This window comes from Rhodopirellula islandica, assembly GCF_001027925.1.
Taxonomy (GTDB): domain Bacteria; phylum Planctomycetota; class Planctomycetia; order Pirellulales; family Pirellulaceae; genus Rhodopirellula; species Rhodopirellula islandica.
Genome location: NZ_LECT01000016.1, coordinates 148820 through 162977, shown reverse-complemented (window position 1 = coordinate 162977; position 14158 = coordinate 148820). Strand labels below are relative to the sequence as shown.

The 14158-nt window shown below is 56.4% G+C and carries 12 protein-coding genes; 2 read left to right on the top strand and 10 right to left on the bottom strand.

The window, feature by feature from the left end; genetic code table 11:
• Positions 1–30 precede the first annotated feature (30 nt).
• The 7 genes from RISK_RS07685 to RISK_RS07655 form a co-directional block, all read right to left on the bottom strand.
• Positions 31–4944 carry a chemotaxis protein CheB gene (locus tag RISK_RS07685; protein ID WP_047813681.1) on the bottom strand — a complete coding sequence of 1638 codons (4914 nt, stop codon included), beginning with the start codon at positions 4942–4944 and terminating at the stop codon, positions 31–33.
• A 370-nt stretch (positions 4945–5314) separates the two neighbouring features.
• Complete coding sequence (locus tag RISK_RS07680; RefSeq protein WP_047813680.1) at positions 5315–5809, bottom strand: response regulator; 495 nt, start codon at positions 5807–5809, stop codon at positions 5315–5317.
• Between the two features lie 651 nt (positions 5810–6460).
• Positions 6461–7234: a CDP-alcohol phosphatidyltransferase family protein gene (locus tag RISK_RS07675; RefSeq protein WP_047813829.1), complete on the bottom strand. Its 774-nt coding sequence runs from the start codon at positions 7232–7234 to the stop codon at positions 6461–6463.
• An 18-nt stretch (positions 7235–7252) separates the two neighbouring features.
• Positions 7253–8404 (bottom strand): endonuclease/exonuclease/phosphatase family protein, encoded by a 1152-nt coding sequence (locus RISK_RS07670; RefSeq protein ID WP_047813679.1) that lies wholly within the window; start codon positions 8402–8404, stop codon positions 7253–7255.
• A 102-nt stretch (positions 8405–8506) separates the two neighbouring features.
• Complete coding sequence (locus RISK_RS07665) at positions 8507–9052, bottom strand: DUF421 domain-containing protein (protein WP_047813678.1); 546 nt, start codon at positions 9050–9052, stop codon at positions 8507–8509.
• Between the two features lie 144 nt (positions 9053–9196).
• The gene (locus tag RISK_RS07660) at positions 9197–9376 is read right to left on the bottom strand and encodes a YqaE/Pmp3 family membrane protein (RefSeq protein WP_047813677.1); all 180 of its coding nucleotides are present in this window, start codon (positions 9374–9376) and stop codon (positions 9197–9199) included.
• An 81-nt stretch (positions 9377–9457) separates the two neighbouring features.
• Positions 9458–9733: a hypothetical protein gene (locus RISK_RS07655; RefSeq protein ID WP_047813676.1), complete on the bottom strand. Its 276-nt coding sequence runs from the start codon at positions 9731–9733 to the stop codon at positions 9458–9460.
• Positions 9734–10132: 399 nt separating this feature from the next.
• Here RISK_RS07655 and RISK_RS32540 point away from each other — a divergent pair, with 399 nt between their 5' ends.
• The gene (locus RISK_RS32540) at positions 10133–10306 is read left to right on the top strand and encodes a hypothetical protein (RefSeq protein WP_173442635.1); all 174 of its coding nucleotides are present in this window, start codon (positions 10133–10135) and stop codon (positions 10304–10306) included.
• A 51-nt stretch (positions 10307–10357) separates the two neighbouring features.
• The gene (locus tag RISK_RS07645; protein ID WP_047813675.1) at positions 10358–10708 is read left to right on the top strand and encodes a hypothetical protein; all 351 of its coding nucleotides are present in this window, start codon (positions 10358–10360) and stop codon (positions 10706–10708) included.
• An 83-nt stretch (positions 10709–10791) separates the two neighbouring features.
• Here the strand turns inward: RISK_RS07645 and RISK_RS07640 are convergent, their stop codons facing one another.
• From RISK_RS07640 to RISK_RS07630, 3 genes are all read right to left on the bottom strand, one after another.
• A complete protein-coding gene (locus RISK_RS07640; RefSeq protein WP_047813674.1) occupies positions 10792–11145 on the bottom strand; it encodes an Hpt domain-containing protein in 354 nt (117 codons plus the stop codon).
• A 164-nt stretch (positions 11146–11309) separates the two neighbouring features.
• Positions 11310–12773 (bottom strand): sigma-54-dependent transcriptional regulator, encoded by a 1464-nt coding sequence (locus RISK_RS07635; protein ID WP_047813827.1) that lies wholly within the window; start codon positions 12771–12773, stop codon positions 11310–11312.
• Positions 12774–12942: 169 nt separating this feature from the next.
• Positions 12943–14061, bottom strand: a complete 1119-nt coding sequence (locus RISK_RS07630; protein WP_047813673.1) for a glutamate--cysteine ligase 2 — start codon at positions 14059–14061, stop codon at positions 12943–12945.
• Between the last annotated feature and the right edge of the window lie 97 nt (positions 14062–14158).

Genomic DNA, 14158 nt, shown 5'->3' with positions numbered 1-14158 from the left:
CTCTCCAAGGGAGCAAATCCGGCGCCACGCTCAGCCGTCCAGCAATCCCTTGGCGATTCGAAGCAATCGGTTCACCTTCAACGGCTTGCTCAGGTATTCGTCAAAGCCCTCGCTGATCAGTCGCCGGCGGGTGCCTTTCATCGCGTCAGCGGTCAGTGCGATCACCGGCATTTCGATCCCTCGGTTACGAAGTTCTCGGACTGCGCCCAGTCCATCCAGTTCGGGCATTTGCATGTCCATCAAACAAAGCTCGAATGGTGAACCGTTGGCGATCGCCGCGACAATCATGTCCACGGCTTGCCGTCCGTTTTCGGCGACCTCGACTTCACAGCCCGCCTTTTTGAGGAAGTGCTGGGCCACGAATCGAACGTCTCGCATGTCGTCGGCGATCAAGATTCGCGAGTTGAGTTGGATGTCTTGGTCAATCGTCGTCTTCAGGTTGTCGTTGTCCTTTTCATCGCTCAATTGGATCGTCAGGTGGCTCATGGGACCGATTGGATCCACCGGCAATCGGATGGCGAACTCGCTGCCCTCCCCTTCGGTGCTGTTGACCTGGATCGTCCCGCCCAGCGCGTTGACGAGGCGTTTGGTGATGCTGAGCCCCAGTCCGGTGCCACCGAAACGATTGGAAATCGTCGCATCGGCTTGCACGAAGGGTTGAAACAGCGTTCGCAGTTTTTCGTCGGCAATGCCGATGCCGTTGTCGACCACCTTCAGCAACAAGTAGGTCTGACCCTCGTCGCCTTCGGACCGGACGATCACGTCAACGCGTCCTTTGGGAGCAAACTTGATGGCATTGGCGATCAGGTTGATCATGATCTGACGAAAACGGGCGGAGTCGGTGGTGATGGTTTGTGGCAGCGGTTCGCTGACATCGAAGTGCAGTGTGTTCTCGTAGTCTTGAGTCCGCATCTTCATGGTTTCGAAGATGTCCCCCAATAGTTCGCCCAGAGAAACACTGTTGTTGGCGGTGGTGAATTTGTTGGCTTCGATGCGAGAGAGATCGAGCACATCCCCGAGCAGTCGCAGCAAGTAGTCGCCGTTGCGTTGGATGGTGGCCAAGTATTCTTGGATGGTGCTTTCGTCGGGGTCTTCCTGCAGAATTTTTGTGAACCCAAGCATCGCGGACAGCGGCGTGCGGAGTTCGTGGCTCATGTTGGCCAGGAAATGACTTTTGGCATCGTTCGCGGCGTCCGCCGCCAGTTTGGCTTCCCGCAACTCGGTCTCGACACGCAGGCGATCTTCGATGTCCACAAAGGTCACCACCGCACCGATGATTTTGTCGTCCTCGTGAATCGGGTGACACCAATATTCCACCGGGAAACTGCCGCCATCTTGGCGGCAGAAGCGTTCGTCGTAGCGATTGAGCGCTTCGCCGTTGTGGATCGCACTGAGAATTTGCAATTGCTGTCGCTCGACTGGGTGCCCTTCCGCGTCACAAGGCTTTGCCAAGTCAGCCAGCTCGAGACCAATGATTTCGCTGCCGCAACGGTAGCCCAGCATGCGGGCCGCCTTTTCATTGCTGAAGGTGCAGGTGCCATCGACGTCCAGGCCGAAGATGCCTTCGGCGGTTGAATCCATCAAAAGACGAATCGTTCGTTCATTGGTTTCCGTTTGTCTGGCCGATTCAATGCGTTCGGTCACATCGTTTTGAACGCCAACAAAATGTGTCAGTTGGTCGTGTTCATTGTGCACCGGAGTGATGTAGAGGTCGTTCCAGAACGGCTCCCCGTCTTTGCGATAGTTCTTGATCAGCTCTCGGACAGACTCACCGCGATCCAAGGCCCGGTGAATCGATTGAATCGTTTCAGGATCGGTACCATGGCCTTGTAAGAAGCGGCAATTGTGCCCCAGGATTTCCTGCTCGGAAAATCCGGTCATGTCCATGAATCCTTGATTGACGAACATGATGGGGTGGTCGCTTTGCGAGCAATCCGTGATCACAATTCCATTGGCAGCGGATTCAATCGCCTTGCTGAGCAACCGCATCTGAGCCTCGTGTGATTTGCGAAGCGAAATGTCGCGAATCGATGCGAACAGGCACGGTCTGTTCTGCAAGGTGACGGGCGTCAATGCAATCTCGACGGGGAACTCGGTGGCATCCTTTCGGCGGTGCCAGGATTCAAAGACGTCCCCGCGGTTCTCGTGCGATTTCTGGAGTCGTTCGTCGTAGGTTTGCGGGTCCATCTCCGATTTGAAACGGGAGAACAATTGCCCAGACAATTCCTCTTGGGCGTACCCCAGTTGCTCGCACATCTTGCGATTGGCGTAGCTGATCTTTCCGTTTTGGTCGAGCAACACCAGTGCATCGATGTTCTCATCCGCCATGAATTTAAACTTCAGGACGTCCAGTTCGGCTTTTCGAAGAACGTTGACGTCAATGAAGGCGAGCACGACACCGCTGGCTTCGTGATTGCGAAGGTAGGGCAGCGCTCGGACCAGGTAGGACGACTCGCGGCAGGTGACCTCCCATTCGATTTCGATGCGGTTGTCACGAACGGTTTGAATACGTTCCAGGAATTGTTTGTCATCAATGGGGTGAATGAACGACTCGAACAATCGGCCGGCGTCATCCTGTTCGATGGACAACAAACGCGAAATTTCGGGGGTGACGCGTCGAATGCGAAGTTCACTGTCCAAGAACACCACTCCAACACGCGTGGTCGCCAAGAGGTTGACCATGTCCGCGTTGGCTTCGTTCAGTTCATTGACGCGGATTTGAAGTTCGGCGTTGACGCTGTAAAGCTCTTCGTTGACGCTTTGCAGTTCCTCGTTGGTGCTCTGCAGTTCTTCATTGCTGGCGACCATTTCTTCGTTGGTCGCTTGGAGTTCCTCGTTGGAGGTTTCGAGTTCTTCGATCGTGGCCTGAAGGTTCTGGCGGTTGAAATTGAGTTCTTGTTCCAGGTCCTCAATTCGCGCGTGAGCCGCCGACGAAAAGTCCAACATGGTTTCGGTGGCAGAATCTTCGCCGGTCGAATCCGTCGCGGCTTCACGGACGACGCTTTGGATCTCGGAAGACTTGAATTGGACAAGGATGCAAGTCTCGGCCGATTTGGGGATTTGGTAGGGCTGGACGATCAAGTCCAGCACCCAATTGGGGCCGTCGATGGGCGACGGAATGCCGTGGTAATGGACGGCTTTGTTCTGCTTGACGGCCTGGGTCACCGCGGCGCCGATGGAGGCTCGCAATTCCTTGGAGACCATGTGCAGAACGTTGTCCGATGGGGTTCCATCTGGGACCCGCAAGTACTGGTTCATTCCTGGGAAGGTGTGAATGATTCGGTAGTCTGTGTCGATCACCACGCTCGGGGGCATCTTGTCGGCCAACAGAACGTTGTAGATCTCGAGCAGGTTGTCGCCGCGTCGTGTCGAAGGGGCGACGACGGTTGTTGGCGGGCTGGCGGTCATCCTTGGGAGCGATTGGTTGGTCAGCGGCATCCGCAGTTCGATGGGCAGGCGAACGTCCCGACGCTTTCGAAAAAGCTTCCATTGAGAATTGATCGCATCAAATTCATCGCCAATGTCGCCGACGCTTTCGCTAGGGCCCAAGAACAGAATCCCGTTCGCTTTCAAGGCGAAGTGAAACAGGGACAACGTTTTGCGTTGTGCCGGTGACTGCAGGTAGATCAGCATGTTGCGGCACGACACCAAGTCCATCTGCGTGAAGGGGGGATCGTTGATCACGTTTTGTGCTGCAAAGACGACGCTTCTTCGGAGTGAATCCTTGACCACATAGCCGTTGTCTCGGCGAGTGAAAAATCGATCGCGTCGTTCCTGAGAGATTTCGTTGAGTTGAGCTTCGGAATAGAAACCGGTGGCCGCCGTTTGCAGGGATCCACGATGCGGGTCGGTCGCGAACATTTTGAAATCGAGATTTCGGGCCGACCGCTCGATGCCTTCCCGCATCATCATGGCGATCGAGTAGGCCTCCTCTCCGGTCGCGCATCCACAAACCCAAATGCGGATGGTGTCTTCAGCACGCTCGATCAGTTCTGGGATGACTCGATTTTCAAGGGCATCGAACGCATCCCGATCGCGAAAGAATTTGGTGACGCCGATCAACAAATCGCGATACAGCTCATTCACTTCATCGGCATGTTCGTTGATATGGGCGACGTACTGAGTGAGGTCGTCCAGATGAAGCAGGTCCATTCGCCGCTGAATACGGCGGTGAACCGTTCCCACTTTGTAGTGATTGAAATCAATCCCGTGATTTTGTTTGAGCAGCTGGAAGACTCGTTCCAAACCGGAACGTTGGATTTCTTCCATCTTGGAGGGATGATCGGTGATCGATTTCTGTCCGTCGAACAGATATTGCTGCAAGGCTTCGCCCATCCGCTCCGGTGCCAATTCCAGGTCGACCTGACCCGTGTTGCGAGCGTTCATGGGCATCGAGTCAAATTTACAAGTCGCAGGATCTTGAATCACAACCAAGCCATGGTTGTTGCTGATCTCGACGACTCCTCGCGACCCATCACTGCCGGTCCCGGAAAGGATGATCCCAATGGCACGTTCGCGAACGTCTTGCGCCAGTGATCTTAGGAATTGATCGATGGGGTGCGTCAGGACTTTTTCAATCCCTCGGTCGGTGAGCAGGAGCTTGCCATTGCTGATCACCATCTCCTTTTTCGCAGGGATCAAATAGATGGTGTCCGGCTGGACTTGGACCCCGTTGTCGACCACCTCCACCGGAATGTTGGTGACTCGTCGTAACAAGTCATCCATGTGGCTCTTGAAGTCCGGTGACAAATGCTGAACGACGACGAAGGACATGCCTGTGGCAACAGGCATCTTCCCGAACAGTTTTTCAAGGGCTTCCAAGCCGCCCGCTGAGGCCCCAATCCCAACCACGTGCTGCGGAGTTGCACGGACGGTTGGATTGCTGTCGACGCGCCCGGTTTCTGAGTCGATGGGGGCGTCGTCGGGAGAGTTGGTATCAGCCATGGATGATGGTTTGAAAGGGACTGGTTGCCGTCTCGAAGGGCCCTTTCATTCAATGGCGAGTTGGGCACCTGGCGGAGATCCGTGAGTCAGGTGATCAACAGGATGGCGTGATGTGCGATCACCATCCAATTGTGACATCCGATTGCAAACCGACCGCGTTGAACGACTAGGCACCGCTGCAAAATGGATGCCATTGCAGTGTAAGAATGCACTGGCAGTTGTCAATCTTACCTGGCGTTTGCGAAGAGGTACGTTTGCGACGCCTCCTTCGCGACAGGGGGTTGGTGGCAGATCGGTCATAGCGATGGACGTTCCACCACGCGAGATCATGGATTGGCACCTCGCGTGTGGGATGATGCAACGTGGTTTGTCAGAATTCGCGGAATTCCGATGCGATCCGTCGGAATCGTGACGAGACGGAATGCGCCGCTGCCGAGCAATCGCCTGGCGGCATTGGGTTGTTGCTTTGAGTGATGAAACGCACGCAGCCGACCACCTGTTCCTTGGAGACCGGCTTCCTCAAATAGGCGTTTCCACCGAGGACCGCAATCATTCGATGGATTTCACCATCTTCCAAACTGCTTGAAACGATCACAGGAATGGCGGCAACCTTCGGGTCTGCGTCAGATCGAACGGTTTGCAGCAGATGCAGGCCGCTGACATGGGGCATGTCGATGTCTGCGATCACCAGATCGGTCGGTTCGCGACGCAACTCCGTCAGCGCCGTTGCGCCACAAGACGCGTGCACGACCGAGTATCCCAGTTCTCGCATCCAGTGTCCCAATTGCTCTCGGATGACACGAACGTCATCCGCGATCACACACCGGCGGGGGTGATCCGTTTGGTCGGGCGATGTTGTTGGCATATAAACTCGTGGGCGTGGGGGAAGCTCGCGACCGGCGATGCGAAAGATGTGCCAAACGGATCGAACGATTGCAAATCCGGCAGCACATCGCTGGCCGAGACCCTCCCGCTGACGGTGTCGTGCGATTTCGAAGTGCTGTGCATCACCACCGAGAGTTCCGCCCGTGAAGAGGTCGTGCGGATTTCAAATGCGGTGCTCGTGACATCTTGCGAACCCCGCCCGCCCAGAGGTCGTGCAGTTTTTAAATGCTGTGCTTGCAATGCCTTAAGAACCCCGCCCGTGCAGCGGGAGGGGTCGGAAAGCGAGCGTTGAGCGAGATTACCGGGGGAGGGCCATCCGCGCCGCTCCCCATGCTCGGCCCTCACCCTCGCGTACGCCTGAACGGCGTCGCTCGACCTCTCCCCAAACTGCGTTTCAGGAGAGGTGCGCCGAGTGAAAACCTGCAGCACCAAAAAACTGCACGACCTCCCCAGCGGGATTGGTCGGGAAGCGAGCGTTCAGCGAGCTTTGCGGTGGAGCGGCACTTCACGATGCGATCTCATACCCGGCACCTTTCCTTGCATACCCCTGAACGGCGTCGCTCGACCTCCGCCCGAAACTCCGTTTCAGGGGAGGTGCAGCACGCGGAAAAACGCTGGTGAGTGTGGGGGATCAACTGCACGACCTTTCCGGTGGAGATGACTGGCTCGCCAAAGAACTTTGCTGGGTGGATTCCAGTGGTAAATCTCGAGGGCGTTGACGCCAGAGGCGGATCGAAATGGCGACGTACACGATGGGATAAACGAGCGAGAGGAACGCCAGCCACATGGGCGGTTGAGGATAGGACGGAAGCATCGCGAGCAGGGCCAAGCTCCAGACCGCGGACCCCAGCAACAACCAACGCCGATGACGACGCGGTGCTTGGTTGGGGTAAATCAAATGGATCGGTGCCACAGTCAACCCAGCCAGCAACCAGAGCAGCACGGCGACGGGCCAAGGGCCCCACCAAGCGTGCATGATTCCTGCGTAGAAGACAGCAATGTTCCAGTACGACGGGAATCCGCGAAAGAAGCCGTGACGCTCGTCCTTGGCTTCGCGATGAGCGAATCCGAACAGGCTGGCTCCCATCGCCAAGGAAACTGTGAAGCCAAACCCGACTGGCATCCAACCCATTCGCCAGGCCAGCATCAGCGGAATGAACGCGAAGGTGAGGTAGTCCAGCAGATCATCGATCGTCCTGCCGTCGATTGCCGGAGCTCGCGTCTTCACGTGAAAGCGGCGTGCAAGCGGACCATCGACGGCATCGATGAGGGTGGTCAACAAGAGCCACCCAAAGACCCAGCGCGGATCACAGTCGGGCTGCGTGATCTCGTGCATCGCAAACGCGGCAGGGATGATGCCGGACGCGGTGAACATGTGCACGCCGTAGGCGATCCACTTTGCCATTCGTGGATTCCGCATGGCTCAGGTGATCGACGGCGTTCGGGCGGGAAAGAAGGCCGAGACGGTGTTGATCTCCTCTGACTCAGCGGCTCGACGCAGCTTTTCTTCGGCCTCTTCCTCATCGCTGGCCTTTTCCTCCAAAGGGCGTTGCTCGTCTTTCAGCACGGGTTGATATTGCAGGTCGATGAGAATCGGAAAGTGATCCGAACCAACATGCTCCATGCGTTTGAGTTCGCGGATCGCAAAGTGGGTGGAGTGAAAAACATGGTCGAGCGGGAATCGCATCCAAACGTGATCGGCGTGAAAGGAATTGTAGAAGCCGCGGCCTCGACGAGGATCCAGCAGTTGGCTCAGTCGCAAGAACAATCGGGTGGATGGTGACCAAGCAACGTCGTTCAAGTCGCCACCGATCACGATCGGACGATCGTCTTCCGCCAGTTCTTTTCCCCACAGAACCAACTCCGCGTCGCGAGCTGTCGCGTCGTTGTCGCGGATGGGTTCTGGAGGACGCGGATGAACTCCGATCACGCGGATGGCTTCGCCGCTGGGAAGCTCAATCATCGCGTCGATCGAAGGGACATCGTCTTGGACTCGAAACCGAATTTCACTTTCGAGAATTGGTAACCGAGACAGCATCGCCATCCCGTACCAATTGTCTTGCGGGTAGATGATTTGATGCGGGAAGATCGGCTTCAACTTTTCGAGGGTCGATGTCCATCGCCCGTCGATCTCCGCTGCGATGACCACGTCGGCATCCGTCTGTTCAACGACCCGCGACCATTGTTCGAACTGGCCATTTTCCATTTCCACGTTGGTCACCAGCATCCGGAATCGACGTTGTTCAGCGGAGACGCCACTGGATTGGGGCGGATCCCAGGCGGTGGCTTGGGTTGGCGCAACAAAGGTGTAAGGAACGATCCGAAACAGGTGCCAAGCCGCGATGGCGACGGCGAGAACGGTGATCGATTTCCAGCTGATGGCAGGAGGTTCTGCGCCGAAGGAATTCACCGCGAAGAATGCGACGGCGGCGACAATCGCAATCAACACAATTTGAACGCGAGGGTAGTCCCAACCACGAATGAACCAGTGAGGATGCGAACTCAATGGCGCAAGCGAGCCAAGTGCCAGCACAGCGAACAGCAAATAGATGACTGAGTTGAATGTGGTCAGCATCTGACGTCCCGTGGTCCGAGGAGTGCGACTCGTGGCAAAATGAAGTGTTCTGGCAATGTTGGAGGGGATCGGCCGACGGTCACGCCGAGTGCTGTGAGCGGTTCAATCAGCGATCAGTCGCTGTGCATCGTAAACGTTCTGCAACAGGAGCGGATCAATGGGTTCGTTCGATTTCGAATGCAGGACAGAAATATCACCGGTGGTTTCAAAGACAACCGCTTGGACATCGTTGAGGCTGCAGGCGTTGGACTCTCGCAGTTTTCCCATCAAATCGTTTACAGTCAAATTCGCTCGATGAAGATTTTCGTGAAGGATCGTGGAGCCTGCCATCAACAGAACCGGTTGGTTGTCGATGCACGCGCTGAACTTTCTCGAGCGACGGCGGAAGAACGCGACGGCCCACTGAAGCGTGAACAGGGACAGCAGCGCCAGCGATCCTGCAAACAAGGTGGGAGATGGCTGCGAAATGGTTGCACCCAGGATGGATCCGGTCGCGATGGTCATCGCAAAATCAGGAGCCGACATCTTTGAGAAGCTGCGTAGGCCCGTGACGCGTGTGTAAACCATCACCGCGGCGTACGCAAAGAACGCTGTCAAAAGAATCCCTGCGATCTCAGTCGAGGAAATATCAATCCATTTTTCGAACATCGAGTTCTTTCCGAGGCGGAGGTGGCGTCCAACAGGCGGGATGACGAAGAATTGGGCGGCGATTGCAACGCAGCACTCGGGTGCCGCGGATGATACCGGAGCGCCCAATTCAATCGGGATGATTCCGACGCCTGGCGATGGGAATTAGAGCACGACAATCAAGGCGTGGATGATTCCGATGATCCAAAATCCGACCAAGGTCAGCACGATGTTCAGAAGGAACTGAGTCCCAACGCCCTTGTCCATGTAGACAGCCAAGGGCGGCAGCAGAATCGCGAGTAGAACTTTCAGGACGGTGTTTTCGTTTTTTGCAATGGTTGTCATTTTGGCGCTCCGGTGAACGGGAGGAAAAGTGAAAGGGACGTTGGTCGCGTGGGACGAATGTCAACGCGATCAGTCAATGGTTCACTCGTCGGCGGGAAGGTCGATGTCAACATCAGGAACTTCGATCGTCTTCTCTTTCATGTCGACGTCCACGTCGGGCACTTTGACTTTGCTTTCTTTGGTTGAGATGTCGACGTCGGGTGCGTCGACGTCGTATTCAGGGAGTTGCCCCGAGTCACCTTGCACGTCGACATCGACAGACGGCATTTCGCCATCGCGAGTTTGTTCCACGTCGCAACCGGTCGTTGCAAGTGCCAAGGAAGCTGACAACAACGTCATGAAGAATGTCTTGTTCATTTTGGTTCTTTCCTAAGAGGATCAGGGCAGCGGCGATGAGCCTGATCTGGAGATCGTGTTGGTGCCGCGAGATGACTAAGATGGCAAAGGGTGTGCCAACTCACCGCGGTCGTGCCTAGGAAGAGCGTCTGCTGTGTCTCGAAGCGACTCTTGTTCTGCATGAAGCGATTGTTTTCCACCCGGGCAACGGCTGAACTGACAGCGGATCGTTCAGGTTGGTGCAAAATCACGCTGTCGGCCGCAACCAGCCGTGAGCGGCATTTGGATCGCTGGCGTGGGAATGGATCCGAAATGTCGTCGGCGCTGCAAAGCGGCGCTGAGTGGCACGGCCGTTGCTTTCTCTTCAGCCTGTTGGCCCCGTCACTTCGCTGGGGCGCACTCAAACGAAGGAACTTCATCATGGCCAATGAAACTGGCATTCTCGAAGAAACAAAGAAGGCTGTTACTGATAACGAGCGTCCACTCGGTGAGGAATCACCCGGGGCACCCTTCTTGTTCGTTGCACTCAGCTACTTGGCTGTTCTCGCGGTGGTATCAGGCGTGGTTGCGATGATCATGTGGGCCTCCAGTTGAGGCTCGCGATTCCCGATGGTGTGACACTACTCAACCTTCCCGGAGACCAAGATGAAACTTTCACCTGAACTTGAGGCAATGCTGTCTGAGTTGGCGACGCTGTGCTGCGATGCACTGGAGCCAAGCCAAACACTGAATCATGCCCGCGTCGAATCGCTCTGCCAGAATTTGTCGACCAGCGGTTGGAAGCGGCATTCTCGAAACAGCCCACCGCTGTCAGTCGTGTTGAAGGACAGGGCGAAGGAGCAGCGGCCGGAAATCACGATTCATCGTGGTGGCGAACTGGACGCGGTGGTTGGGAAGATTCAGTCCGTTTATGACGATGTCAGCCGAATGCAAGCGTCGTCGGATGAGGAGTCACCAGCAGGGACGGCGATGCCACCCCGCACATCCTTGTCCTGAACGCAGGACCGCATCGCAGGCGGCGTCAGCTTTTTGTGTCAAAAGCTTGTTTTGCCATTTCCCTGGTGGGCTTTGAGCGGTCGTCACTCAACGCCGCGAGCAAGCGTCTCAATTTCCACCATCAGCTGCTCGAGCTTGGGTTCCACCGATGCGTGGGTACGCTGGGCAGCGGCGGCGTCTTCGCTTCTGGCAGCATCAATGAATGGCTGCAGTTGATCGACTGGTGAACCAGCTTCAAAGGTGCTCAGCAGTCCCTTGAGCGCATGTCCCGTTCGAGCGGCCTCGTTCCAGTCGCCATTGTCGACGGATTCGTGAACCTGTTTCAGCATCGGAGGCCCGTCTTCGGCAGCAATGTTGGCGAGCATCACGAGCATGTCTTCGTCGCCGGCAACTCGCTGAAGAGCAGCAGCAAAACGTTCGCGTTGGGCTTCGTTCATAGGAGGGTTGAGGGGGATGTCTGATCGGGCACGAGTGCCTTTCACAGGGATGGAATGGAGGTGGGTGTCAACTGAATTCGTATCCATTCAAGCGGTGCATCAACAAGCAACGCATGGAATGTTCGGCCGGACACCGGCAATGAGGCAAAGAATGATTGACGAACTCAGGACTCAACCGCGATGTCGCTCTTCAGAACGATGTTGTACGAATTGATTCGGTCTCGAAGTTTCCCACGGGTGATTCCTAGAATTTCAGCGGCCTGGCTTTGATTGCCGTCGGTCGCTTGCAGGACCTGCAGGATGACGAAACGTTCCATGTACTCCATCGCTTCACCATACACATTCGTCGACTTCTCCTTCAACAGTCGCTTCACCAGTTGTGGAAGCTGACTGCCGGGGGCTTGGTTTTCGAGTGTTTCAGCCGACTTTGCATCGGGTTTGTTTCCGTTTGGTCTGGGACCAGCAATCGCGTCCGGCAGGGTGTCCGGTGTGATCACAGGCATCACTGTGTCGAGAACACAGCGACGGATGACGGCGCGAAGTTGGCGAACGTTTCCGGGCCACTCGTAAACTGTCAGCAAGTCAACCGCTTCGGGGGACAGGCCTTCCAGGTCAGGTTTGTTGAATTCTATCTTGGCTTGCGCCAGGAAGAATCGAATCAACGCGGGCACGTCACTCAGGCGATCCCTCAGTGGCGGCAGTTCGATGGTGACCCCGTTGAGACGATACAGCAGGTCCTCTCGATAGTCTCCGTCCACCACCATCTGTTCGAGTGGTCGGTTTGTAGCGGCAATGATGCGGACGTTGGTGGTCAGCTCTTTATTGCCACCGACGCGTTCAAAGCGTTGTTCCTGCAGCACGCGAAGAACCTTGGCTTGAACCGACGGTGCCATGTCTCCGATTTCGTCGAGAAACAGGGTTCCGCCGTTGCACTGTTCAAACTTACCGATCCGCCGCGATTCGGCGCCGGTGAAGGCTCCTTTTTCGTGGCCGAACAGTTCGCTCTCGAGCAAATTGTCTGGGAGTGCAGCGCAGTTCACCGCGAGAAAGGTTTCGTCGCTGCGATGGCTGTATTGAAACAATGCCCGAGCAACCAACTCCTTGCCCGTCCCGCTCTCGCCTCGCACGAGAATGGGAACGTCCTGCTTGGCGACCTTTCCGACTGCCTTGAAAACGTCCAGCATGACCGGTGAGCGACCGATGAACAGTTCGGCGGATTGGTCTCCGCCCTCGTCATCGGCAGAGATCGCGACTGGGACACTGCTAATTTGCCGCTGTTCGATCGCCTTCTCAACCAGGTCACGAAGCGACTCGACGTTGAGCGGCTTGGCGATGTAGTCGAACGCCCCCAGTTGCATCGCTTCGATCGCGGTTTTGCTGGCCGCTTCCACCGTCATGAAGATCACGGGGATGCGTCGATCGTGCTCGCGAATTTCACAGTAAACGGCGAGGCCATTTTGGTCAGGGAGCTGAATGTCCAGAAGCACCGCATCGAAATTGCCCTCCCGGATTTGGTTCAGTCCGGTTGCGGCATCGGCGGCGACCGACACGTCCGCGATGGGAGCCAACGCTCTCTCGGCGAGCGCCAAGATGGTTCGGTCATCGTCGATGACAAGAAGGCTGGGCATGGATTTTGACCACTTTGAGCGAGGAGCGGATTGGGCCCCCGTCTCATTGTGAGGGGCTTGAAGAGCGGTGCCTGCTGCCATAGGAGATCACCCAGTGTGAGAGATTATCGTTTGAAGAATCGTTTGTCGATCAGTTTGGTTGATGGCCGAGCAATTTTCGGGCCAACATTCAAGTGGCCATGGCCGTGGGGACTGTTTCGGCGACCACCTGAGCGACCACGTTGCTCAAATTTCCGCCACGGCGTTGGCGGTCCGCGCCAGTCCCCGTCGCGAGCAATTGGTTGACGAAGGCTTCCACCGGGCGGGCTTCGCCGGTGGCAAGCAGAGCTGGTTGAAGAGCTGCCATCAGACGCGCGAGCAGGTCGGCGGCGGGGATCTTTTCGCAGGACGCCGGATCGATCAACTGATCACTCATTCCATACCGGGCGGCGTGCCAAATGGAATAGGAAAGGACAGAAGGATGGATCGCCGCGATGGGGCGTTGATGCTCTGCTTCCGAGATCGCTAGCATCACGATGGCGCGGACAATCCCCACGTACCCGACCGTTTCCTCCACATGGGTCATGACGTCCGCCGCTCGAAACTCAATGGTTGGCACACGAGTTGGCAATCGGATGTCCCAGTAGAGAAAGCTTTCGTCTCGGATCGCGCCGCATGCCACCAAGTCATCAACGCACCTTGAATAGTCAGCGAGTGACTCGAACTGTGGGGGCGGCCCGGCCATCGGCCATTGAGCCCACAGTTCACGGCGGTAGCTCGCGTAGCCCGTGTCCACTCCGTTCCAGAATGGCGAGTTGGCGGTGATCGCTTGCAGGATTGGGAGCCAACGCCGGCAACGGTTCATGACTTGAATCCCGAGTTCTCGGTCTTCCATCGCGACATGCACGTGACAGCCGAAGATGAACAATTCGCGAGCGATCTGTTGGTATCGATCTGTCATCGCCAGGTATCGGTCCTTGGGTGTCAGGGCCTCATCTTCGGGCACTGCCAGCGGATTCGTGCCGGCTGCGGCAAGCTCGGTCTCGTTTGATCGGGCGGCTTCGATCAACAGGTGACGCGTTTGATGGAGGGCATTTCGAACCTCTTCCAGGCTGCTGCAAACATCGGAAGCCATCTCGATTTGATTCAGATGCAGTTCATGTTGGATTTCTGATCCGACCTCCTGGGAGCCACGATTGCGACGAATCGTCTGCATCACCTCCTTGCAGTTCGGGATCAATTCGCCGTTTTGAGGGTCGACCAGTTGGTATTCTTCTTCGACGCCGATGGTCGGGATGGTGTACGACATGAGGGATCTCCAATCAAACAGTGGACCGCCGATTGGATACCGGACGGGACAGGAACGAAGTCAGGGGAGGACGACAGTGATTCCGTGCGCGACAGCG

Bases quoted from the DNA above. Each gene is read 5' to 3' on its own strand.
- RISK_RS07685 (WP_047813681.1), bottom strand. From the start codon at position 4,944: ATGGCTGATACCAACTCTCCCGACGACGCCCCCATCGACTCAGAAACC.
- RISK_RS07680 (WP_047813680.1), bottom strand. From the start codon at position 5,809: ATGCCAACAACATCGCCCGACCAAACGGATCACCCCCGCCGGTGTGTG.
- RISK_RS07675 (WP_047813829.1), bottom strand. From the start codon at position 7,234: ATGGCAAAGTGGATCGCCTACGGCGTGCACATGTTCACCGCGTCCGGC.
- RISK_RS07670 (WP_047813679.1), bottom strand. From the start codon at position 8,404: ATGCTGACCACATTCAACTCAGTCATCTATTTGCTGTTCGCTGTGCTG.
- RISK_RS07665 (WP_047813678.1), bottom strand. From the start codon at position 9,052: ATGTTCGAAAAATGGATTGATATTTCCTCGACTGAGATCGCAGGGATT.
- RISK_RS07660 (WP_047813677.1), bottom strand. From the start codon at position 9,376: ATGACAACCATTGCAAAAAACGAAAACACCGTCCTGAAAGTTCTACTC.
- RISK_RS07655 (WP_047813676.1), bottom strand. From the start codon at position 9,733: ATGAACAAGACATTCTTCATGACGTTGTTGTCAGCTTCCTTGGCACTT.
- RISK_RS32540 (WP_173442635.1), top strand. From the start codon at position 10,133: ATGGCCAATGAAACTGGCATTCTCGAAGAAACAAAGAAGGCTGTTACT.
- RISK_RS07645 (WP_047813675.1), top strand. From the start codon at position 10,358: ATGAAACTTTCACCTGAACTTGAGGCAATGCTGTCTGAGTTGGCGACG.
- RISK_RS07640 (WP_047813674.1), bottom strand. From the start codon at position 11,145: ATGAACGAAGCCCAACGCGAACGTTTTGCTGCTGCTCTTCAGCGAGTT.
- RISK_RS07635 (WP_047813827.1), bottom strand. From the start codon at position 12,773: ATGCCCAGCCTTCTTGTCATCGACGATGACCGAACCATCTTGGCGCTC.
- RISK_RS07630 (WP_047813673.1), bottom strand. From the start codon at position 14,061: ATGTCGTACACCATCCCGACCATCGGCGTCGAAGAAGAATACCAACTG.